23 protein-coding genes, 1 tRNA gene and 1 pseudogene are annotated in these 21,723 nt (G+C 65.0%); 10 read left to right on the top strand and 15 right to left on the bottom strand.

The annotated features are described in order from the left end of the window. Nucleotides 1-31: 31 nt before the first annotated feature. The 4 genes from P1U75_RS10060 to P1U75_RS10075 all read right to left on the bottom strand — a co-directional run bounded on the left by P1U75_RS10060 (nt 32) and on the right by P1U75_RS10075 (nt 2,928). Nucleotides 32-796, bottom strand: a complete 765-nt coding sequence (locus P1U75_RS10060) for an ABC transporter permease (protein ID WP_300242730.1) — start codon at nt 794-796, stop codon at nt 32-34. A 77-nt stretch (nt 797-873) separates the two neighbouring features. Continuing rightward, the gene (locus tag P1U75_RS10065; RefSeq protein ID WP_300242732.1) at nt 874-1,848 is read right to left on the bottom strand and encodes an ABC transporter substrate-binding protein; all 975 of its coding nucleotides are present in this window, start codon (nt 1,846-1,848) and stop codon (nt 874-876) included. 17 nt (nt 1,849-1,865) lie between these two features. Then, nucleotides 1,866-2,642 carry an ABC transporter ATP-binding protein gene (locus P1U75_RS10070; RefSeq protein ID WP_300242733.1) on the bottom strand — a complete coding sequence of 259 codons (777 nt, stop codon included), beginning with the start codon at nt 2,640-2,642 and terminating at the stop codon, nt 1,866-1,868. After that, nucleotides 2,626-2,928, bottom strand: coding sequence for a recombinase-like helix-turn-helix domain-containing protein (locus P1U75_RS10075; RefSeq protein WP_300242735.1), 303 nt, complete (start codon nt 2,926-2,928; stop codon nt 2,626-2,628). Before P1U75_RS10075 ends, P1U75_RS10070 begins: the two co-directional genes overlap by 17 nt. 226 nt (nt 2,929-3,154) lie before the next feature. On the opposite strand from P1U75_RS10075, the gene P1U75_RS10080 reads away from it, so the two are divergent. Beyond that, complete coding sequence (locus tag P1U75_RS10080; protein WP_300242737.1) at nt 3,155-3,325, top strand: hypothetical protein; 171 nt, start codon at nt 3,155-3,157, stop codon at nt 3,323-3,325. A 73-nt stretch (nt 3,326-3,398) separates the two neighbouring features. On the opposite strand, the gene P1U75_RS10085 is transcribed toward P1U75_RS10080, so the two are convergent. Continuing rightward, nucleotides 3,399-4,343, bottom strand: a complete 945-nt coding sequence (locus tag P1U75_RS10085; RefSeq protein ID WP_300242739.1) for a cupin domain-containing protein — start codon at nt 4,341-4,343, stop codon at nt 3,399-3,401. Nucleotides 4,344-4,418: 75 nt separating this feature from the next. Here P1U75_RS10085 and P1U75_RS10090 point away from each other — a divergent pair, with 75 nt between their 5' ends. From P1U75_RS10090 to P1U75_RS10110, 5 genes are all read left to right on the top strand, one after another. Further along, nucleotides 4,419-5,207, top strand: coding sequence for an IclR family transcriptional regulator (locus P1U75_RS10090; protein WP_300242741.1), 789 nt, complete (start codon nt 4,419-4,421; stop codon nt 5,205-5,207). 28 nt (nt 5,208-5,235) lie between these two features. After that, nucleotides 5,236-6,192: a LysR substrate-binding domain-containing protein gene (locus P1U75_RS10095; protein ID WP_300242743.1), complete on the top strand. Its 957-nt coding sequence runs from the start codon at nt 5,236-5,238 to the stop codon at nt 6,190-6,192. Nucleotides 6,193-6,320: 128 nt separating this feature from the next. After that, on the top strand, nt 6,321-7,991 hold the full coding sequence (locus P1U75_RS10100) for a sulfatase-like hydrolase/transferase (RefSeq protein WP_300242745.1): 1,671 nt from the start codon (nt 6,321-6,323) through the stop codon (nt 7,989-7,991). A gap of 49 nt (nt 7,992-8,040) precedes the next feature. Then, nucleotides 8,041-8,184: a hypothetical protein gene (locus tag P1U75_RS10105; RefSeq protein ID WP_300242747.1), complete on the top strand. Its 144-nt coding sequence runs from the start codon at nt 8,041-8,043 to the stop codon at nt 8,182-8,184. Between the two features lie 24 nt (nt 8,185-8,208). Further along, entirely contained in the window at nt 8,209-8,400 is a 192-nt protein-coding gene (locus tag P1U75_RS10110) for a hypothetical protein (RefSeq protein ID WP_300242749.1), read from the top strand. Here the strand turns inward: P1U75_RS10110 and P1U75_RS10115 are convergent. Beyond that, nucleotides 8,397-8,636, bottom strand: a pseudogene (locus tag P1U75_RS10115) (integrase core domain-containing protein); the annotation flags it as partial. The gene P1U75_RS10110 and the pseudogene P1U75_RS10115 sit on opposite strands and share 4 nt — an antisense overlap. Nucleotides 8,637-8,827: 191 nt before the next feature. On the opposite strand from P1U75_RS10115, the gene P1U75_RS10120 reads away from it, so the two are divergent. Continuing rightward, a complete protein-coding gene (locus tag P1U75_RS10120) occupies nt 8,828-9,595 on the top strand; it encodes a hypothetical protein (protein WP_300242751.1) in 768 nt (255 codons plus the stop codon). Continuing rightward, a tRNA-Gly gene (locus P1U75_RS10125) sits at nt 9,586-9,660 on the top strand. The genes P1U75_RS10120 and P1U75_RS10125 overlap by 10 nt, the downstream gene beginning before the upstream one ends. A 63-nt stretch (nt 9,661-9,723) precedes the next feature. On the opposite strand, the gene P1U75_RS10130 is transcribed toward P1U75_RS10125, so the two are convergent. The 4 genes from P1U75_RS10130 to ppk2 all read right to left on the bottom strand — a co-directional run bounded on the left by P1U75_RS10130 (nt 9,724) and on the right by ppk2 (nt 13,716). Beyond that, nucleotides 9,724-11,082 (bottom strand): MATE family efflux transporter, encoded by a 1,359-nt coding sequence (locus P1U75_RS10130; protein WP_300242753.1) that lies wholly within the window; start codon nt 11,080-11,082, stop codon nt 9,724-9,726. Between the two features lie 38 nt (nt 11,083-11,120). Then, the gene (locus P1U75_RS10135) at nt 11,121-12,035 is read right to left on the bottom strand and encodes a hypothetical protein (protein ID WP_300242755.1); all 915 of its coding nucleotides are present in this window, start codon (nt 12,033-12,035) and stop codon (nt 11,121-11,123) included. Then, complete coding sequence (locus P1U75_RS10140; protein WP_300242758.1) at nt 12,023-12,640, bottom strand: DUF1007 family protein; 618 nt, start codon at nt 12,638-12,640, stop codon at nt 12,023-12,025. Before P1U75_RS10140 ends, P1U75_RS10135 begins: the two co-directional genes overlap by 13 nt. A gap of 92 nt (nt 12,641-12,732) precedes the next feature. After that, nucleotides 12,733-13,716 (bottom strand): polyphosphate kinase 2, encoded by a 984-nt coding sequence (gene ppk2 / locus P1U75_RS10145; protein ID WP_300242760.1) that lies wholly within the window; start codon nt 13,714-13,716, stop codon nt 12,733-12,735. A 158-nt stretch (nt 13,717-13,874) separates the two neighbouring features. Between ppk2 and P1U75_RS10150 the strand changes: the two genes are divergently transcribed. Beyond that, nucleotides 13,875-14,753, top strand: a complete 879-nt coding sequence (locus P1U75_RS10150; protein ID WP_300242763.1) for an alpha/beta hydrolase — start codon at nt 13,875-13,877, stop codon at nt 14,751-14,753. On the opposite strand, the gene P1U75_RS10155 is transcribed toward P1U75_RS10150, so the two are convergent. Beyond that, nucleotides 14,750-15,430 carry a dimethylsulfonioproprionate lyase family protein gene (locus tag P1U75_RS10155; RefSeq protein ID WP_300242765.1) on the bottom strand — a complete coding sequence of 227 codons (681 nt, stop codon included), beginning with the start codon at nt 15,428-15,430 and terminating at the stop codon, nt 14,750-14,752. The two genes, P1U75_RS10150 and P1U75_RS10155, sit on opposite strands and share 4 nt — an antisense overlap. A 189-nt stretch (nt 15,431-15,619) precedes the next feature. Here P1U75_RS10155 and parE point away from each other — a divergent pair, with 189 nt between their 5' ends. Beyond that, the gene (gene parE / locus P1U75_RS10160; RefSeq protein WP_300242768.1) at nt 15,620-17,578 is read left to right on the top strand and encodes a DNA topoisomerase IV subunit B; all 1,959 of its coding nucleotides are present in this window, start codon (nt 15,620-15,622) and stop codon (nt 17,576-17,578) included. A gap of 6 nt (nt 17,579-17,584) precedes the next feature. Here parE and P1U75_RS10165 read toward each other — a convergent pair whose 3' ends face one another. The 4 genes from P1U75_RS10165 to P1U75_RS10180 all read right to left on the bottom strand — a co-directional run bounded on the left by P1U75_RS10165 (nt 17,585) and on the right by P1U75_RS10180 (nt 21,680). Further along, nucleotides 17,585-18,304: a hypothetical protein gene (locus tag P1U75_RS10165; protein WP_300242770.1), complete on the bottom strand. Its 720-nt coding sequence runs from the start codon at nt 18,302-18,304 to the stop codon at nt 17,585-17,587. Between the two features lie 341 nt (nt 18,305-18,645). Beyond that, a complete protein-coding gene (locus tag P1U75_RS10170; RefSeq protein ID WP_300242772.1) occupies nt 18,646-19,902 on the bottom strand; it encodes a peptidoglycan-binding domain-containing protein in 1,257 nt (418 codons plus the stop codon). Nucleotides 19,903-20,022: 120 nt separating this feature from the next. After that, nucleotides 20,023-21,075: a diguanylate cyclase gene (locus P1U75_RS10175; RefSeq protein WP_300242774.1), complete on the bottom strand. Its 1,053-nt coding sequence runs from the start codon at nt 21,073-21,075 to the stop codon at nt 20,023-20,025. Beyond that, nucleotides 21,072-21,680 carry a heme NO-binding domain-containing protein gene (locus tag P1U75_RS10180; RefSeq protein WP_300242776.1) on the bottom strand — a complete coding sequence of 203 codons (609 nt, stop codon included), beginning with the start codon at nt 21,678-21,680 and terminating at the stop codon, nt 21,072-21,074. Before P1U75_RS10180 ends, P1U75_RS10175 begins: the two co-directional genes overlap by 4 nt. Nucleotides 21,681-21,723 lie beyond the last annotated feature (43 nt).

Genomic DNA, 21,723 nt, shown 5'->3' on the forward strand with positions numbered 1-21,723 from the left:
TTCATGTCTCCCTGTTTGGTCCTGCGCCGGCTCAGCCGTGGGCCTTGGGCAGGTAATGCAGAATGCGGTTCTCGATGCGCACCAGCGCGCTGTAGAGGACGAACCCGATCACGGTCAGCAGGACGATGGCATTGAACACCATCGCGGCATTGGCCTGGCCGCCGCCGTAGGAAATCAGGTATCCCAGCCCGGTGTTTCCGCCGACCAGTTCGCCCACGGTGACGCCGATCACGGCGAGGGTGGAGGCGATGCGCAGCCCGGCCATCAGGTTGGGCAGGGTCGAGGGCATCTCGATCTTGCGGAAGACGCCCAGCCGGCTCAGGTTATAGGCGCGCGCGAGGTTGATCAGGTCGCGGTCCACGGTGCGCATGGCCTGCAGCACGTTGACCAGGACGGGGAAGAACACGATCAGCACCGTCACCAGCAGCTTCGGCACCGAGTTGTAGCCGAACCACATGATGAACAGCGGCGCAAAGGCCACCTTGGGCGCGATCTGAAGCGCAAGGATGTAAGGCGAGAGCACCTTTTCCCAGAACGCCGACATGCCCAGAAGATAGCCCAGCGTGGCGCCCAGCAGGCTGCCGATCAGGAATCCCAGAAGGGTATAGAGCGCGGTCGACAGGGTGTGTGCGGTGAGCCCCTCGTAAAGCCACATCCGCTTCAGCTCTGACAGGCAGTCCGACAGGGTCGGGATGATGTACTTCGGCACGTCAAGCGCCGTCGGCAGGTATTGCCAGGCCAGCAGGACGAGAGCCAGCAGGCCAAGGCTCGCGACGGTCGTGTTCAGGCGGTCCATGCGCAGTCCCCCGGGGATCGTCCGTTTGCGGGTGGCGGCCGGGGCGTTTGCCCCGGCCTGGGTTGCGGTTGCGTCGGTCATTTCACAAAGGCGTTTGTGTAGAGCTCGTCGACGGGAACCGCGGTGCGGACGATCCCGGAGTCGAGATAGAATTTCTGCACCTCGGCGATGCGGTCAGGGTCGAAGGCGCCCAGCGGCTGGTTCTCGCCCTCGGGGTAGATCAGCGTGGAATAGGCCCGCATGACCCCCTCGACCTGGGCCTCCTTGCCGGTGTGCTGCGGCACGAAGGAAACGTAATCCTTGGCCGCCTGCGCCGGGTCGCCATTGATGTCGCCGATCGCCCTGATGACCGCCTGGACAAAGCCGCGCACCACCTCGGGGCGCTCGGCGATGGTCGCGTCGGATGCGATGATCGCCTGCGCCATGGCGGGGAACACGGTGTCCACGGGGATCTGTTCCATCTTCACGCCGGCGCCTTCGATGGCGGCAATCCACTCCGGCACGCCGGACATGGCATCAAGCTTGCCCGCGATGCTGAGCTGGATGATCCCGCCGGGACCCACTGCCTGGATATCGACGTCGTTCTTGGTCAGCCCGACCGAGGCGAGAACACCAAGAAGGTTGTAATAGGTGGTGTCCTGGAACGACAGCACGCCGATCGACCTGCCCTTGAGGTCGGCGGGGCCGGTGATGCCACTGTCGGCCCGCCAGGCCAGCTGGGTCAGCCCGCGCCCGCCCAGAAGGCCGACGCCCTGGATCTTCAGCCCGTTGGCGCGCACGATGATCGGCGTGTCGCCGATGCCACCGCCCAGGTCGGCGTTGCCCAGCGCCACCTGCGTGGCCACATCGGCGCCGCCCTTGCCGACCTGAAAGGTCACGTCAAGGCCGGCCTCGTCGAAGTAGCCCTTGCCCTTGGCCAGCTGGAACGGCGCGAAGGCGGGCAGGAAATCCGGCGCGGGGAACAGGTAGGTTACCTTTTCGGTCGCCAGCGCGGCGGTTGCCGAAAGGGCGATCGCAGCGGCGGCGATGGTTCTGATTATGCTGTGTTTCACCTTGATTCTCCCAGTTGTCAGGCTGCTTTTTCTTCCAGTTTCAGATGCTTGAAGAGTTGTGCCGCGTATTCGCCCACCTCGGGCAGCACACGGCGCTTGATCGGCTCTTCACGGTGCGGCAGATCCACCTCGATCTCGGCCACGATGGTGCCGGGCCGCTCGCTCAGCACCAGGATGCGGTCCGACATCAGCACTGCCTCGGCCAGGTCATGGGTGATCAGCAGAGTGGTCTTGCCGGCCTCGGCGATGGTCTTTGCGAAGGAGTTCTGCAGCAAGAGCTTGGTCTGCGCGTCGAGTGCCGAAAACGGCTCGTCCAGAAGGATGATTTCGGGGTCGATGGCCAGGGTGCGCGCCAGCGCCGCGCGCTGCCGCATCCCGCCTGAAAGCTGATAGGGGTACTGCCGGTCGAACCCGTCCAGATGGCAATGCTTGAGCTCGGCCATGGCGCGGGCATGGCGCTCGGCCTTCGGCACACCGCGCGATTCCAGCCCGAACTCGATGTTCGAGATGATGTTGCGCCAGGGCAGCAACAGGTCCTTTTGCAGCATGAAGCCCACATGCGCGTTGGGGCCGTCCACGCGTTCTTCGCTGACCAGAACCTCGCCCTCGCTGGGCTGGTAAAGGCCGGCGGTCATCGACAGGATGGTCGACTTGCCGCAGCCCGACGGGCCGACGACCGAGACGAACTCGCCTTCGTTCACGCGAAAGCTCACGTCGGAGACGGCGGTCAGCGGGGCGCCGGAATTGGTTGGAAAGACCTTGGTGACGGAGCGGAACTCAAGCGCCATAGCCATTGGCCTCATACGCGGCGTCCATGTCGGCGTTGATCGCAGTCAACTCTCCGGCCAGCAGCGCCTCGGACCAGTCGGTGCGTCCGGAAACCGGGGCGGTGATGTTCTTTGCGGTCAGCTTTTCGGCAACGGCGGCGAAATCGTGGGTGCCTTTGCCGTAGATTTCCATCAAAGCCTCGGCCAGCGCGGTCTCCTGTGTACTCAGGGCCCGCCCCCGCGATTGGTGGGCCAGAGCCGGGCGGCCGGTGTCGTGGGCTTGCTGCGACAACCTGTCCTTAAATGCGTCCATGTCCGCTTCCCCCTGTGGAGTTGTTCATATTTAAACAGTGTGTTCAAGAATTAGTTTGAACTGGCGAGCCCCTTTGAGTCAAGGCGTTTTCAGATTGGGCGCACTGTCTTGGAGAGCGTTGACAAGTGTCTGCTTTAGCGCAGAAAATTCAAATACGACCAAATGGTTATATAATGAACAATGTTAACGAGTTTATGAAGTGGCGAAAAGCAAAGGGAGAATCACGATGACCGGGCTACGAATCGCAATCGCCGGAGGCGCCCGCCGCGACCGAACGGCGGCGGTGCAGCGCGGATCGCTCGCCAACGACTGGCTGAAACAGGGCGGCAACGCCGACTGGGTTTATGGCTACAGCGCCTGGGCCGCACCGCTGGGAGAGCCCGCGTCGGCCGTCTGAGCAGTCTGGCCGCCTTTGGCAGACGAAAAAAGGGCGCCGCGACGGCGCCCTTTGCAGTTGGGGAGGGTATTTCTTACCCGGCCTGGTAGGTCACGCCATCTTCTTCCGACTGGCCGATCACGGTCCAGACCGTCACCGGCGCGGCCGAGTCGTTGCGGAACCAGTGCTTGCGCCCTGCCGGCGTCTTTACCAGATCGCGGGGCCCGAGTTCGATCTCGACCACCTCGCCGTTTTCTTCCCAGCCCACGGTCAGCGATCCCTCCAGCACCATCAGCGCATCCTCGACCGGCCGCGTGAAGGGTTTGACACCGACCCGGCTGGGCACGCCCCACATCTCCTTGCGGCAGGTGTCGTTCTCGATCCCGCCGGGGCCGACATAAACCTTGCGGGTGAACCCGGCGTCCTCCCAGATCGTCGGCTGTTCGTGGTGGCGCACAACGTATTTCGCCATCAACTGTTGCAGCGGATGCGCGCAGTTTCGGTCGAATTTCATCGTCTTGCCCGGCTGTGCGCCGAACGACCGGGCCAGTTCCGGCGCGTGCTCCTTGGGGTGATAGTGATAGACCGGCGGCAGCGGCTTGCCGACATCAACCGAGATCGACATCAGCACCGGCTCGACCCCGTCGACGCGGAACCCGTGGCCGATCTCGCGCGCGTTCAGGATCATGTCCTTGGGTCCGAGGTTGACCTCGACAACCTCGCCGTCCTTCTCCCATCCGACCACCAGCGTACCGTCGATGATCAGGAAACTTTCCTCGATCTCGTGGGAATGGCAAGCGGCGTATTTGCCCGGCTCCTTGTAGATCAGGCTTAGGGTAAAGTGATTCGGCTTCAGCGTGCTGGTATCGCCCACCTTGGGCGAACCGCCGGCACCGATATAGCGCATCTGCGCGCGCTTCAATTCCTCGAATCCGGCGTTCGATGGAAAGGCGTTCCAGTCGAATTCCTTGTCGGTGAAGCGGCCTGTGTGGGCCTTCAACTCTTCCGCAAGCGAGGTGGAGGAGGTCTGGATGTTCATGGCGAATCCTTTCTTCTGTCGCGCGTCTTGCAACCGGTCTAGTCAGAAATCGTTTTGCAGGATACCATGCGTTTTATGGATAAAACATTTTCGCCCAGCCCATCAGAAGACCGCTACATCGTTCCCGGCCTCGTGCGCGGGCTGAGGGTGCTGGGCGCCTTCACGCCCAAGCGCAAGGAAATGACGCTGTCGGAGCTGGCGCGCGAGTTGGGGCTCAGCCGCTCCGCCGCCTTTCGCACCGTCTATACGCTGGCACAGATGGGGTTCCTGTTGCAGGACCCGCGCGGCAAGAGCTACAGCCTCGGGCCCGCCGTTTTGCGGCTCGGCTACGGCTACATGGCCACGCGCGAACTGGTCGAGATCGCCTTGCCCGAGCTGGAACGGCTGCGCGACGAGACCGACTGGTCCGCTCATCTCGGCGTGCGCGACGGCGACCGCGTGCTTTACATGCTGCGCATCCCCTCGCGCATGGGAATGGGCAGTATCGTCCACGTGGGCAGCCGGTTGCCGGCAGCCAGCACGACAATGGGCCGGGTGCTTCTGGCGGATCTGGACGAGGATACGATGATCGCGCTCTATCGCGACCGCGGCGCTGACGCTGCGCCGGGGCGTGCAGTGCGTGGGCAAGCCGAGGTTCTGGCGCAATGGCGGCGCGACCGTGACAGCGAAACCATCGAGCAGATCGGCAGCTTCGAGGCCGGCATCGCCTCGGTCGCCGCCCCCGTGCGCGACATGTCGGGCCGGGTTATCGCGGCAATCAACGCCACCATCGCCAACGACGGCAGCGGGGCGATCCCCGCCGAAATACGCGAGGCGGTGCATCAGACCGGCCGACGCATCTCCCGCCTGCTGGGCGGGGAGTGACCGGACCCGTGCGGACAGGGGGGCGAACATGACCAGGGGCCTTGCATCGAGCCGCATCCGGATGCGCCATCTGCGCTGTTTCCTGTCGGTGGCCAACCTCGGATCGGCCACCCGCGCCGCCGAGGCGATGGGCACGGTGCAGCCCGCCGTGTCCCGGTCGCTCCGCGAGCTGGAGGAGGAGTTGGGAAGCCCGCTTTTCGACCGCACCGCCAACGGGCTGGTTCTGAACGCCATCGGCAACACGCTGTTTTCCTTTGTCTCGAACGGTATGGGCCAGATCGACCGCGGCCTTGAGGCGCTGCAGGGCCAGAGCGCCGAGGCGCAGGTGGTGGCCTATATCCTGCCGAACGTGGTGCGCGTGGTGATGCCGGGCGCGGTGCGCCGGTTCAAGACGCTCTATCCCACGGTCGACCTGCGGTTCATCGCCACGACGGGCGGCGGGTTGCAGCAATACCTGCGCGGCGGGCAGGTGGATTTCGGCTTTGGCCGCCTGCTCGCGGTCGAGCACATGCAGGGGATGAATTTCGAGCATCTCTTCAGCGAACCGCTGGTCTTCTTCGTGCGCACCGGTCATCCGCTGGCGGGGCGCGGCGATCTGTCGATCCGCGATATCGACCGCCACCCGGTGGTCATCCCGACCCCCGGCACCATCATCCGCGACGAGCTGGACCGCTTTCTGATCTCAAAGGGGGTATCGCGCTTCAGCAATATGATCGAGACGATCTCCTTCGAATTCGCGCGGTCCTACCTGGCGATGTCCGATGCGGTGGTCTGTCAGCCGATGGGCGCCATGCGGCGCGAATTGTCCGAGGGTGTGGTGCAGTGCCTCGATTTCGCGCGCGGTGCGATGGACGGGGCGGTCGGGTTGACCACACCGGCGGGACAGACGGTCAGCGCTCCGGCGCAACTGCTGATGCAGATGATCCGCGAAGAGGTGCGGGCGCTGACCTCCGCGTCCGGCGGGAATATAGCGGAATCGCTATAGGTCGTTCGGAATCATTATTTCTCACCCTTTACCGGACTTGTTAGGTTGCGACCGAATGTCACGGGAGGAGAGGTGACGCGACCCTGATGCCGCGAAGGCGGGCACAGGGCGCGCGCGCTGCACGAGGAATGGCCAAAGCGAAGAACGTCCTTTTCATCATGTTCGACCAACTGCGCTGGGATTATCTGAGCTGTTATGGGCATGCGCATCTGCACACGCCCAACATCGACCGGCTGGCCGAAAAGGGCGTGCGGTTCACCCGCGCCTATATCCAGTCGCCGATCTGCGGCAGTTCCCGGATGAGCACCTATACCGGCCGCTACGTGCATTCCCACGGTGCCAGCTGGAACGGCATCCCGCTGAAAGTGGGCGAGATCACCATGGGCGATCACCTGCGCAAGGCCGGGATGGACTGCTATCTCGTCGGCAAGACCCATATGCGCGCGGACGAGGAGGGGATGGCAAGGCTGGGGTTGGAACCCGATAGCCTGATCGGCGCCCGGGTGAGCGAATGCGGCTTCGACGTGTTCGAGCGCGACGATGGCATGCTGCCCGAGGGGCCCGATGGCTCGTATGATCCGGACGGCGCGAAGGAATACAACAAGTGGCTGAAGGCAAAGGGCTACGAGAGCGACAATCCCTGGCACGATTTTGCCAACTCCGGCCTCGACGCGGAGGGCAACGTGCTCTCGGGCTGGTTCCTTAAGAACTCGCGCGAGCCGGCCAACATCGCCGAGCCGGACAGCGAAACCCCCTACCTGACCGGGCGCGGCATGGAGTTCATCGAAGGTCACGACGGCCCGTGGTGCTGTCACCTCAGCTATATCAAGCCGCACTGGCCCTATATCGTGCCGGAACCCTATGCCTCGATGTTCGGCCCCGAACACGTGCAGCCGGTGGTGCGTTCGGACGCCGAGCGCCAGCACGCGCACCCGATTTTCAAGGCGTTCATGGACACCAAGGTGGGAGAGGCCTTTTCGCGCCAGGACGTGCGCGAGGCGGTGATCCCGGCTTACATGGGGCTGATCAAGCAGGCCGACGACCAGATGGGGCGGCTGTTCGCCTGGCTGGAGGAGACCGGCCGCATCGACGACACCATGATCGTTCTGACCTCCGATCACGGCGATTTCCTCGGCGATCACTGGATGGGGGAAAAGACCTTTTTCCACGACGCCTCCACCCGGGTGCCGCTGATCATCTACGATCCGAGCCCGGAGGCCGAGGCGACGCGCGGCACCACCTGCGACGCGCTGGTAGAATGCATCGACTTTGCCCCCACTTTTGTCGAGGTCGCGGGCGGCGCGCCTGCCTACCATATCCTCGAGGGCGAAAGCCTGCTGCCGATCCTGCATGGAGAGCGGGCGGAAACCGAACGCGATTATGTCATCTGCGAATATGATTTCTCGGCCACCCCGGTGGCGCATCTGCATGACATCCCGGTGCGCGACGCGGTGATGTTCATGGTGGCGACCAAGCGCTGGAAGCTGATCCACTTCGAGGGCGGCCATCGCCCGATGCTGTTCGATCTGGCGGCCGATCCGCAGGAGCTGACCGACCTGGGCGACAGCGACATCCACGCCGATATCATTGCCCAAATGTACGACAAGCTCTTTGCCTGGACCCGCCGCCAGTCGCAGCGCACCACCCGCAGCGAGGAACAGCTGATCGAGATGCGCACCAAGACCCGCAAGCGCGGCGTCATCATCGGCATCTACGACGAGAACGACACGCCGCTGGACCTCACGGTCAAGTACCGCGGTCGCAAGGCCCCCGACATGAAATCGGGGCCGGGCGGTTGACCAATCAGGGGCAGGAGGGTGCCCCACATTTTCCACAGGGAGGAAAACCATGAAACATCTCGCACTGGCCCTCGCGGCCCTGATCGCCTCGGGCGCGTTCGCCACTGGGCCGGTCACAGCCCAGGTCAACCTCAGCGCCGAGGCGTCGAGCTCCGGCAACAGCCCGCATGTCTCGATCCTGCACATGGCCTAAATCGCCGGCATCGCCAGCCTACAAGTGCAGGAGGGGCAGACGCTGACCAATTCGGTGCTCAACGTCGCCGGAGGGGGCACCGACATCGCGCCGATGTCGCTGATCCTGGGGTTCGTGCTGGAAAAGGGCCGCGGGCCCTATTCCAAACAGGGCGACAAGGGCGCGGAGCTGGCCGCCAACCAGCGCGCGCTTTATCCCAATAACGCTGGGGCCTAGTTGTTCAGTCCCGGCATTTGGTGGATCGGATTTAGGATGAATCGATCTGGCTCCGAAATCCAGATCTTGCAAATGTACTCGCAGGGCGTGAGGCCGCCGAGGGTCTTGAGTCTGCGGGCGAAGTTGTAGGCTGCCATGAAGTCGGCGAGGTGTGTCCGCAACTGGTCGTGGCTGTCGTAGTGGAAGCGTTTGACCGTTGCCTCTTTGATCGTGCGGTTCATGCGCTCGACCTGGCCGCCCCTCGGGAAAACAGTCCCCCGGACTGTTTTCTTAGAGGAAGTGAGCGAAGCCACCGAGGACATGCGCCCGACCCGGGCCGACAAGCTGCATCTGGTGATGATCTTTGCCCCGATCGGGCTGATCCTTCTGCTGCTGCTCACCCCAAAGGAGGCGGTGGGCTGCGGCCCGCTGGCGGGGCTCTGGGGGGGTGACGCAGATCATCAGCGAAAACGGCTGCCGCGCCGAGAGCCTGCCCTGGCTGCTGGAGCTGATCCAGAACTCCGCCGGCGATGCCGGTTCGGCCGGGTGGTGGGCGATGGCGCTGCTGGTGGCGCTGTTCTTCCTCGATCCGGAGGTCCGGCAATCCCCCGGCAAGATCGTGTCGGCGCTGGCCGAGGCCGGGCTGCTGGTCAGCCGGCTTTACCTGATGTTTCTGGCGGTTTCGGTGATCGACTTCTGCCTCAACCTGACGGGACTGTCGAACTACATCGCCGTCGATATCATTTCCTGGCTGCGCGCCTTGGGCGGGATCATCGGCGAAAGCGCGTTGTTCCTGTTCCTTGCGCTGCTGGCGACGATGCTGATGGCGATCCTTCTGGGCATGGGGATGCCCGCGGTACGACGGGGCGACGCATATCGGTGCGCTTGCCCTGGTGATGCTGCGCGTCGCGGTGGCGCCCTACCTGCTGGCCAGCGTGCTGGCTTGCCACGAGGCGCGCCCCATCGGTGGGTTGGAGTTGCTGCTGCGGCTGGTCCTCGCGGTGCTGGTGCTGATGAAGGCACCCTGGCTGAGCTTCGGCGCGATGGCCGCCGCCGCGGCGCTGGTGGCCTGGCACTGGTCCGGGCGCGAGGGGCGGCACCCGGCGTAACCGGGCAGGGCGCGCGGCAGGAATTATTTTCCGCCGCGCGCGCATTTCCCCTTGCGGCTTCAGTCGGATATTTATATCTCACGCCTCACTCAATGACGCGGGCGTAGCTCAGGGGTAGAGCACAACCTTGCCAAGGTTGGGGTCGAGAGTTCGAATCTCTTCGCCCGCTCCAGATTTTCCAAAGACCATCGGTTTGAAGGGGCACTTGGGTCGCTCAGTTCCCGCCTGCCGGGGCCTATGCCTCGGCGCGTGCCAGCCCCTGCCGCCAGAACCTCCACATCAGCAGCACGCCGGCCACCGCCAGCCCACAGGCCAGGCCCAGCCAGATGCCCACCCCGCCCAGGCCCAGCGGAAAGCCCAGCGCGTAGGAGGCCGGGATACCCACCCCCCAATAGGCCAGCGCCGCAACCAGCATCGGCACGCCGGTATCCTGAACCCCGCGCAGCAGGCCCAACGCGATCACCTGCGCGCCATCGACGAGTTGGAACAGCGCCGCCGCCGCCAGGAGCCCCGCGCCGATCACCAGGATCTGCGGTCGCTCCGGATCGTCGGGATCGAGGAACAGCGAGATCAGCGGGTCGGGCTGGGTCAGGAACAGCGTGATGGTCAGCACCGAGGCCGCCAGCGACATCGCCGTGACCACCGCCGCCCCGCGCGCCATATGCGCCTTGTCGCGGCGGCCATAGGCATTGCCGGCGCGCACCGTAGCGGCGTTGCTCAAGCCCAGGTGCACCATGAAGGTCGCGGTCGCCAATTGCAGCGCGATCCCATGCGCGGCCAGTTGCGTGGTGCCGAGCCAGCCCATCATCAGCGCTGAGGCCGAGAACAGGCTGATCTCGGTCAGGCTGGTGATGCCGATCGGAACGCCGAGGCGGAACACCCGCGCGAACATCTCCCGGTCCGGGCGCCAGAGGCGGCGGAACAGCTCCTGCTCGGGCAGGGCACGCGTCACGTAGATCACCACCGCCACCAGCGAAACCATATGCGTGAGGTTCGAGGCCAGCGCTGCCCCCCGGATGCCCATCTCGGGCAGGCCCCAGTGGCCGAAGATCAGCCCGTAGTTGGCCAGCGCGTTGGCCAGCGCGGCCAGAACCGTGATCCACAGTACCACCTGGGTCCGCTCCAGCGCTGCGAGGTAGGATTTCAGAACCATCACCAGCAGCGCCGGAAACAGACCCCATCCGGAGATCCGCAGGTAGCGCGCGGCATCCGCCGCCACCTCTGCGCCTTGCCCGAGGGCCAGCAGGATCGACCCCGACCACCACAAGAGCGGCATCACCGCCACGCTGTACATCACCGACAGCCACAGCCCCATGCGGGTGGCGCGGCGCGCGCTGGTCTCGTCGCCCGCCGCGTTGGCCGCGGCCACCATCGGCATCACCGCCCAGCCGAAACCGGCGCCGGTCAGGAACAGAACGAAGAAATAACTGCCGGCGAGGGTCACGGCTGCCAGTGCCTCGACCCCGTACCAGCCCACCATGATGGTGTCGGTCAACCCGATTGCGAATTGCGCCAGGTGCCCACCCACCAGCGGCAGACCCAGCAGGGCCACGGCGCGCACATGGCCGCCATATGTCATCAGTTCGCGCGTCATTCAGGCGGCTTAGGCGCAACGCGCCGTGCGGGCAAGCCTCAGATCAATCGCAGCATGATCGGGACCGCGACGGCAAACACCGCCAACCCGGCGGCCAGTTCCAGTACCGCCGACACGCGTATCGCAGCGGGGCCGCTCCAGCGCTCCATCGCACCGGCCCGAAACAGCGTCGCGGCCAGCGCCACCGCCACCGTCACGCAGGCGGTGCCCAGCGCCATCGCAAAGGCCCCGGCGATGCCGGCCATTGCGATGCCCATCTGCCAGGTCAGCACCAGGATGAAGATCGCGCCGGTGCAAGGGCGCGCGGCAACCGACGCGATCACCGCCAGCGCATCGCGCAGCCCGTGCACCCGCCCGGCCTCCTCCAGGGTCGGGCCGTGGCGGTGGCCGCAGTTTTCGCAGATGCCATCCGGCCCTTGGTCGTGATCGTGGTCATGGCGGGGCTGCCGCTGTGTGCGGGCCATGCACATAAGCCGCCGCGCCCCACGCCAGGCCAGCCACAGGCCGACCAGTGCGATCATGCCATAGCTGAGCGGCGCAAACAGGTCTTCGGCCGCGCCCACCAGCTGGCGCCGGCCCCAGCCGAACAGGCCCAGCGCGGCATAGACCAGCGCCACCGCGCTGGCCGCCTGTGCCAGCGACGCCCCCAGCGCCAGCGCCGAGAGCCGCAGCACCGGCACTCGCCGCGCTACGCCATAGCCGCCGATCACGATCTTGCCGTGCCCCGGCCCGGCGGCGTGAAAGAACCCATAGGCGAAACAGAGCCCGAGCAGCGCGGCAAGCGCGCCCGGTTCGCCCGCCCTGAGCGCCCGCAGCCCCTGCGCCATGGCGACCTGTGCCCGCTGCTGGCCCGTGATTGCCGTATGCGTCACCCAATCGGCCCCGCCGAATCCCCAAAGCCACAGCGCCGCCCCCACGACCGTGAGCGCCCCGGCCCAGCTCACCCAGCGCATCGGATCACAACCGTATCGGCATAGGCGTCGCCCACGGCCGGGAAATCCATCTCAACCTCGTCGGGTGACCTCGCCGCTAACAGGGTGTTGAGCCGCGCGTCGGCCGTGTCCTGATCGGCCGGGATCACCTCGGCCCGGCAATCCCCGTCGATCGTGATCCCCAGCCCCAGCCCGTAAGCGGTGTAAAACCCGGGATCGTAGACCCGCAAGGTCAGCTCCTGTGCCGGCACCGGCTGCGCCAGCGGTCGGAAATGGGACGAGCGGATGCGCCCCTCCACCGCCGTCACGCCACGGCCCTCGGGCGGTCCCATCGCCACCGGCCCGGCCGCGGTTGAAAGGTAGAGATCGCCCTCGTAGCCATCGATCCAGTTCAGGTCAAAGCCGTCGATCTGCTCCAGTTCCTCGGGCGTCAGCTGGCCGTCGTAATCGGAGTCCAGCCCCAGATCCTCGAAACTGATCAACGAGTAAAGCTCGTCGTATTCCCAGGTGACGGTGACGCCGGTCGCTCTACCGCTCGCGTCCACCGCCACCTGCAAACCGGCGTCGATAAAGACATGCGGATGGGCGGTCGCCGGGCTGGCCAGGGCGAGGGGAAAAACCAGCAAAAACAGGCGCAAGGCGAAAGGCATGTGATGAGTTAAGCCGCATTCGCACCCCTGGCAAGATCCGGCACCGTCAGGCGGCGCCGCACCGCCGATCAGCGCGCGATGCGCTTGTCGGGATGTTGGGCCGTGCCGAGGATATGATCGGTGCGGTGCACGACATGTTGCGCCTGCCCGACGATCAGCGGGTCGGGTGCCCCCACCACCTCGTGATCCTTGTCCGGGTAGTCGATCGAGGCCAGGAAATGCCGCATGCAGTTCAGCCGGGCGCGTTTCTTGTCATTCGATTTGACGATGGTCCAGGGGGCGTCGGCGGTGTCGGTGTAAAAGAACATCGCCTCTTTCGCCTCGGTGTAATCGTCCCACTTGTCGAGCGAGGCCTTGTCGATCGGGGACAGTTTCCACTGTTTCAACGGATCGGTCTCGCGCGACTGGAACCGGCGCTGCTGTTCCGCCCGGGTGACCGAGAACCAGTACTTGTACAGATGGATACCCGACCGGACCAGCATCCGCTCCAGCTCCGGCGTCTGGCGCATGAACTCGAGGTATTCGTTCGGTGTGCAAAACCCCATCACCCGCTCGACCCCGGCGCGGTTGTACCAGGACCGGTCGTAGAACACCATTTCGCCGCTGGTCGGCAACTCCTGGACATAGCGCTGAAAGAACCACTGTCCCTTCTCCTCCCAGGTTGGCTTGTTGAGCGCAACGATACGGGCCGAGCGGGGGTTGAGATGCTCCATAAACCGCTTGATCGTGCCGCCCTTTCCGGCGGCGTCACGCCCCTCGAACAGCAGCACGAATTTCTCGCCGGTCTCTTGCGCCCAGAGTTGAACCTTGAGCAGTTCGGCCTGCAACTGCGCCTTTTCCGCCTCATAGGCTCGGCGCCCCAGTTTCTTGCGATAGGGATAGCGCCCGGTTTCGAAGGCGCGGCGCACCTCCTCGCGGCTGGGCGGTGTCGCCGGGCGGGGAGCGGACGGGGCCGGCTGTGGCGGAGAAGAAACCTCCTCCGCAGGCGCCGCCGCCGGTTCGGTCTTCACGTCAGTCTGCGTCGGGGTGGGCACTGTGGCGGGGGTTGGCATAGGCAATTCTCCATCTGAAAAATTATGAGTTCAATGCTAACCTTTTTCCGGGTTCACCGCGTTGATCCCCATCAATCCCGCCGCACCAACGGCGCGCGCGACCCCGCGTCATCGCGGCGGGCCATTGCCCGGCGCCCCCGTACGGTTAGAGTGAAGCCATGAGAACCGAGATCATCGACCTGAACGGCCATCCGTTTCACATCCGCCGCTGGGGCGACCCGGCCAAGCCGCCGCTGCTCTTGCTGCACGGGTTCCCCGAATACAGCGGCGCCTGGGCCGATCTGGCCCCCTACCTCACCGACCGGTTTCACTGCATCGCGCCGGACCAACGCGGCTATGGCCAAAGCTGGGCGCCGGACGACGTGGCGCTGTATCGCGGCTCGCAACTGGTGGGCGACATGGCGGCGCTGATCGACCATATCGGCGGGCCACTCACCGTGATGGGGCACGACTGGGGCGCGGCGGTGGCCTATGGGCTGGCGATGTTCCGCCCCAAGCTGGTCAGCCGGCTGATCATCGCCAACGGCGTGCACCCGGCGCCGTTCCAGCGCGCGCTGGCCGCCGGCGGGGCACAGGCCGAGGCCTCGCAATACATCCTTTCCCTGCGCCGCGAGGGCTCGGAGCGGTATTTCTCCGCCAATGATTTCGAGAAGATGAAGGCGCTGTTCCTCGCCAGGATGAACAACGCCTGGATGACGCCGGACAAGCTGGCCGAGTACACCGCCGAATGGTCGCGGCCCGGGCGGCTCAAGACCATGATCCACTGGTACCGCGCCTCGCCGCTGCAGGTCGCAGCGCCCGGCGCGCCGATCACCGACCTGCCCGAGATGCCGCGCGAGCGGTTGATGGTGCGCTGTCCGCACCTGCTGATCTGGGGGCGGGGCGATACCGCGCTGCTGCCCGAGGCGACCGAGGGGTTGGAGGATTTCGCCCCCGATCTCACGCGGGTGGAATTCGAGGCGGCCGATCACTGGATCTGCCACCAGATCCCCCAGAAGGTGGCCCAGGCGATCAAGGATTGGTTGCCCGGGGCCTAACGCGCCTTGCGGGTGAACACCATCTTTTGATCCGACAGATCGCCCTTGTCGCCGATCCAGGCATAGGCCAGCAGCGCCGGATCGCGGTCGCCCACGGTGATCCGGTGCAGATGCTCGGGCGGGTTGAAGATCATCGAGCCGGGCGCATAGACGCCCTGATGGTTCTCGGACACCGCGCCGGAAAGGCAGATGTAGCTTTCGGTGATGCCGCGGTGGGCATGGGCGGGATAGGTGCAGCCCGGCGCGAAAAGCACCACGCCCAGGATCAGCTCGTCGATCACCACCGGCCCGTGCGGACCGCAAAGCTCGGCATAGGCATAGCTGCCGCTCAGCCCCTTGGGCACCTTTTCGTAGCCATGTTGCCAGGACAGCAGCGGCGCCACCGATTCCAGCGCCCGCACCACCGGGGCCAGGTTCTGTTCGCGCCCCAGGTCCAGCGCCCGTTTCAGATGCGCGGTCACCGGCTTGTCGGTGGGCGGCTGCGGCGCCACCACCGGGTTTTTCGAGGTGCCCCGCCGCAATGCCTCGCGCACCGCGCGCTGGTGACTGCGGATGCGGGGGCTGCCGCCGGAGGGGAGAAAGCGGTAGAGCTCGTAAAACTCGCGGAACAGGTATCCCCAGTCGGGGCAGGATTTCAGCCGGGTTTCGGGCGCGGTGGCCTCTGTCAGTTCCATCATTCCATACTACCTTCGCGCGCGGGAGTCTTCGTGCCATCGCATGCGGTCAACCGGGGCGGGCTGCTTGCCGGAAAACGACACCGGATCGCCCCGCAGCGCCACTGGCCGCCCGGCACGGCCACGGCATCTTCCCCCCGCCTTGCCGCTCTGGCATACTGGCCTCCAACCAAGAAAAAGAGCAGCAGCCCCATGCCCAACGACCTCCTCTCCGGAGCCGCCCAACCCGCCTACGACGCCTCCTCGATCGAAGTGCTCGAGGGGCTGGAGCCGGTCCGAAAGCGCCCCGGCATGTACATCGGCGGCACCGATGACCGCGCGCTGCATCACCTGGTGGCCGAGGTGCTTGACAACTCGATGGACGAGGCGGTGGCGGGTTACGCCAACCGCATCGAGGTCGAGCTGCACGGCGATTATTCGGTGACCGTCCGCGACAACGGCCGCGGCATCCCGGTGGACCCGCACCCGAAGTTTCCGGGCAAATCCGCGCTCGAGGTGATCCTGTGTACCCTGCATGCGGGCGGCAAGTTTTCCGGCAAGGCCTACCAGACCTCGGGCGGGCTGCACGGGGTCGGCGCCTCGGTGGTCAACGCGCTGTCGGATTCCATGGTGGTGCAGGTGGCGCGCGACAAGACGCTTTACGAACAGCGGTTCTCGCGCGGGTTGCCTCTTGGCCCGGTGGAAAAGATCGGCGCGGCGCCGAACCGGCGCGGCACCACGGTGACCTTTCACGCCGACGAGGAAATCTTCGGCTCGCACCGGTTCAAGCCGGCCCGCCTGTTCAAGTCGATCCGCTCCAAGGCCTATTTGTTCTCGGGGGTGGAGATCCGCTGGAAGTCCGAGATCGACGACGGCGAGACACCGACCGAGGCAAGTTTTCACTTTCCCGGCGGGCTGGCCGATTACCTGAAAGAGACGCTGAACGGCGCCTCGACCTATGCCGATCAGCCGTTCTCCGGCACGGTAGAGTTCCAGGAACGGTTCAAAACGCCGGGCAAGGTGGAATGGGCGATCAACTGGACGCCCTCGCGCGACGGCTTCATCCAGTCCTACTGCAACACAGTACCCACGCCTGAGGGCGGCACGCATGAGGCCGGGTTCTGGGCCGCGATCCTCAAGGGCGTCCGCGCCTATGGCGAGCTGGTCGGCAACAAGAAGGCCGCCCAGATCACCCGAGAGGATCTGGTGACCGGGGGCTGTGCGCTGGTCTCCTGTTTCATCAGCGAGCCAGAGTTCGTCGGCCAGACCAAGGACCGGCTTGCCACGGTCGAGGCGCAGCGGCTGGTCGAGGGCGCGGTGCGCGACCATTTCGACAACTGGCTGGCGGCGGATACCAAATCGGCCGGCGCGATCCTTGATTTCCTGGTGCTGCGCGCCGAGGAGCGGCTGCGGCGGCGGCAGGAGAAGGAGACCCAGCGCAAGACCGCGACGAAGAAACTGCGGCTGCCGGGCAAGCTGGTGGATTGCTCGTCGAACACCCGAGAGGGAACCGAGCTGTTCATCGTCGAGGGCGACTCGGCCGGCGGCAGCGCCAAGATGGCGCGCGACCGCAAGACCCAGGCGCTGTTGCCGCTGCGGGGCAAGATCCTCAACGTGCTGGGGGCGGCGTCGAACAAGCTGAGTTCGAACGCGGAAATTTCCGATTTGACTCAAGCCCTTGGCGTCGGGCTGGGGACGCGGTTCAACATCGACGACCTGCGCTACGACAAGATCATCATCATGACCGACGCCGATGTCGACGGGGCGCATATCGCCTCGCTTCTGATGACCTTCTTCTTCACCCAGATGCGGCCGATGATCGACACCGGGCACCTCTACCTGGCCTGCCCGCCGCTGTTCCGGCTGACGCAAGGGGCGCGGCGGGTCTATTGCCTGGACCAGGAAGAGCGCGATGCATGGATGGACAAGGGGCTGGGCGGAAAGGGAAAAATCGACGTCAGCCGGTTCAAGGGCCTGGGCGAGATGGACGCCAAGGACCTCAAGGAAACCACCATGGACCCGAAATCGCGCAAGCTGATCCGGGTGACCATCGACGAGGACGAACCGGGCGAAACCGGCGAGCTGGTGGAACGGCTGATGGGCAAAAAGCCGGAATTGCGATTCCAGTATATCCAGGAAAACGCGCGGTTCGTGGAGGAGTTGGATGTTTGATGCGTTTCAATCAAGCCCAAGCAACCAATCTGGAACCTCTGACCGTTTCGGCATATCGGAAAAGTCGCGGCGTTCAATCCTTTCTTTTAACTGCCTTTCAAAATTTTCTTCTTCCTGAGTAGAAAGGTACAGGAGTTCCAAAACGCGCATTTCATCTTCAGGGGGAAGTCCTACATCTAAGGAGAGGGACATGTCTAAATACTCTTGATGAATCCATTGTAACAATTCACCTAGGCAATCAATTAATTCCTGAACTTTCGCGCGACTCGCTGTCTCTAATGTAGCGCCGCCGCGAGCAACATCGTAATCTAGGTGAGAGAGCTTTCTATTTCTCCAGTCTCTCGCAAAAGTTGCTCCTTCATCAAACCTTGCCATGAACTCTTCAAAAATAGACATATCACTGTTTTCAATATGCTTCTCCAAAACGCGAAACGTAAGATTTTTTCGCGCTCCATTTCCTCTTCCTGTTTCTATGGGATCAGTAATGCGGCACAATCCAGTTATTACAGATTCAAATAAGGTACGCTCGACCTCTCGAAAGAAGATGCCGGATACCTTATTTAAAAGGTCAATTCTTTGTTGATTGACTCCAAACAAACTTTTGTAAAAGCGCCATTGTACTGCGATATTAAAGTATGAATTTTGTAAATTGAATAAGTCCGTGCCGAAGTCCGGCCCGAAATCTTCAATGTATTTAGCTAGATTCTCGTTTTCGGCGTTGGTCACTTACGGATACCTCAAGGGAAGAAATTTTTGGGGTGTTCAGATTAATTCCCGTTTTCTAGGCTCTCCGCCCACCGCCCACCGCCCACCGCCCACCGCCCGCTGCACGTAACTTTCCGTTAAATCGGGGAGTTTTCGGCCCGTTTTGTACGACATCCGTGAACAGGCTGGTAAGACATCGTTTCTTTCCCCGTCCGCCCCGCGAAGCCGGGGATCTCTCGCCACCGGGGGCAGGAGGGTCCAGGTCTCCGCTGCGCCGCGCCCGGACTGACTGGGCAGGGGACAAGCAAAAGGCCCGCCCCCTGATCCGGGGACGGGCCTTGCGCATTCTTTCAAGGCGTCGGTCACTCGTTGGCGGTGCCGAAGACCGGCAGCGCGCCGCCGGAGGCGGCCTGGAGCACCTGGGCGCGGCCCTGGTTCTGGCCCAGAACCGTCTGGCCGTTGGCGACAGCGGTCATTGCCACCTGCATCCAGGAGGCGGCCTGTTGCGGTGCGGCGCTGAGCGTGCCGAAGCCCTCGCGCAACTGGTGGCTGACCATCTCGCCATAGCCGCCCTGGCCGGCCGAGGTCAGCAGCACCGCGCTGGCCAGCGCGACCCGCGCGTTGTCGGCGCGGTAGCCGGCGCCGAGGCAGACCTTGCCACCGGAGACCAGCTGCGCCATCGGCTGACCGGAGCTTTCGAGGAAGGCTTTGGTCTTGGCCATGACCTGACCGGCCTGCAGGCTCTCGATGCCCTGAAGCTGCGGCTCGATCGCCTGGGCCAGCCCGTCGCACTGCGCCTCGATCTGCTCGCGCGTCATGTTGGGGATCGAGGCCTCGATCCGGGCGCTGTCCGACATCGCCTGGGTGCGGGCGAGGCAGAACTGTTCGTTCAGGGCAAAGCCGGCGTCGGTGATGCTGGCGGCGGTGCGCAGCCCGCCGTTGGCCGCGGTGTTCACGCTGACCTGGTCGCAGTGATCGCGGATCGAGCGCTCCGCCGGGGCGAAGTTGAACTGCGGCAGGTTGCTGCCGCTGGTGTCGGCGCGGGCGGTGACCGGTTCGGGCTGGGTCTGAACCGGGGCCGGCATGGGCGCCGGTGTCGGCGCGGTGGCCATCTGGGGCTGCATCTGGGTGCCCGGCGTGGCGATGCCGAGCTGTTCGTTGCGATAGGTGCGCAGCAGCCCGGGGTGGCCCTGGGTGGCGACGATCTGGGCGTAGGGCGCCATGTGCGCGCTGGCCATCGCGCGCTGATGGCTGCCCAGAAGGAAGCTGGTTTCATGCGGGTCGAGATAGCCATCGACGCCATAGCCCATGTCGGCCTGGTAGCGGCGGATGCCGGTGCGGCTGTTGCGACCGAGGACGCCGTCGGCATATCCGACGTTGTAGCCGAAGTAGTTCAGCGCCACCTGCACCTGGCGGTTCTCCTCGCGCTGGGTCGAGGAAACGCCGGTACGCCGGACGGTGGTGCGGCGCGTCTTGTTCTTGTTCATCTCGTTGACGATGATTCCGCCCAGCAGCGCCCCGCCGAGCAGGGCGGCGGCGTCATCCGCCTTGGCGCGCTCGACGCCGACGACAACCATGCTGGCCGCGGCCAGGGATGCACAGAGATTTCGTTTCCACATTTCCAATATCCTCACCAATGGTGGCGGGCCGAGCTGTTGCGGAGGGCCCGCAGGGGCGGCGCGGCACGCTGGAATAAGATTACCCGATGCCGGGTAGCAGACCACGCCGGGCCGCGACTGTCAAGAGTCGCGCCCTGAAACCGCGCTGGGAGGCGCCGTTTCGCCGTCCTTGCCCGCCGCTGGCCGGGTCCAGGCGGGTTCCGCCGGTCGCGGGGTGGCGAAGCGCAGGGTCGAGCGCCCGGCGTGCTTGGCGTCGTAGAGCGCCAGGTCGGCCAGGCGCAGCAGGCCCGCAGGGCTGACCAGCGGCTGCTCGACCGAAGGCGCGATGCCGATGCTGGCCGAGATCGCGCAAGGCCGCCCCTGGAACAGCATCGGCTGTTGCAGCCGGTCGATCAGCCGTTCGGCGATGCGGCGCAGGCGGGGCCGGTCGGTCAGGTTGTCGAAGACGATCACGAACTCGTCGCCGCCGACGCGGGCCACGGTATCCTCCTGCCGGGTCTCCTCGACCAGGATGCGGGCGACCTGCTGCAGCACGTGATCGCCGGCGGCGTGGCCCAGCGAATCGTTCACCTGCTTGAAGAAATCCAGGTCGATGTGCATCACCGAATAGGGCATGCCGCTAGCGGCCTTTCGGGTCAGAACGTGGTCCATGGCGCGGCGGTTCTTGAGCCCGGTCAGCGTGTCGGTAAAGGCCTGCTCCTCGGCCGAGATCCGCGCCGTCTGGAGCCGCCGGCTGAGCTGGCCGTATTCGCCCATCACGGCCGATTTTGCCTCGACCAGGTAGAGCAGTTCGATGGCCAGGCTGGTGGCGGCGAAATCTGCGCTGGTCAGGGCATAGTCGCGCACCGCGTCGATCAGCGAGATGCCGAAGGAGAGGTCGATCACCGCGCCGCCCGGAAGCGGCACGATCTGGCCCTTGAGTGCGGTGTGCGGGGCATCCCGGAAGGCGACGCCGAGCTTGCCCTCGCCGGTCAGCAGATCGGCAAAGCAGCCCACCTTGCGCGGGCGGGTCAGGTCGAACAGATCGAGAAACCGCTGCCCCGGCATGGGGGTTTCGGGGCGCAGCTTTTGCAGGGTCGGCCCGACGCGGCGGATCACGCCGCTGTCGTCCACCAGCAGATGCATCGGGCAGAGCCGGGCCAGTATCCCGGCCAGCGTGTCCTCGGCGATCATCCCGCGCGCGCCCCCAGATCAAAGGCGCGGCCGGCGGCAAAGGCGGATTCGATCAGCGTCACGGCGATGACTTCGTCCGCCTCGTCATCCGCGCCCTCGTCGGCGTGGGGGCCGTGATGTTCCAGCAGCACCAGCGCGCCGTAGTCGTCGGCCATCGCACGCAGGATGCCCATCATGACCCATCCGAACCCGGGCATCCCCGGCCCGCAGGCAAGGGTATAGCGCCCCGCGCCCTCCTCGCGCAGGTCAAGCGCGGGCAGGTGCAGGTCCGGCACGGCAAGGCGGGCGCGATCGTTCAGGTCGTCGAGCGAATGCAGGAAATCGACGTAGCTGTCGCCGCCGAAGCGCAGCAGACGGCGCAGCGCCTCGACCGAGGGGTGCGAGACCAGATAGGTGCCCAGATCCTCCAGCACCTCGCCGCGGCTGCGGCCCAGATCGGCGCAGAACGCGGCGAGCAGCGCCTCGGTCACCGCGTCGTCATAGATCAGCATCGCCTCGAACTCGAAATCGCCGAGTTCGGCGGCCTCGGTCACGCGGCGCCAGCGATCGGGCCCGTAGGTATCGGTGACAAAGGACTGGATCGCCCTGTTGACCAGACCGTGCATGCCGGCCCCCCGTTGCTGTGCCCCGCGCACAGCTTGGGCCGGG

Source organism: Antarcticimicrobium sp. (assembly GCF_029212575.1).
GTDB lineage: Bacteria > Pseudomonadota > Alphaproteobacteria > Rhodobacterales > Rhodobacteraceae > Antarcticimicrobium.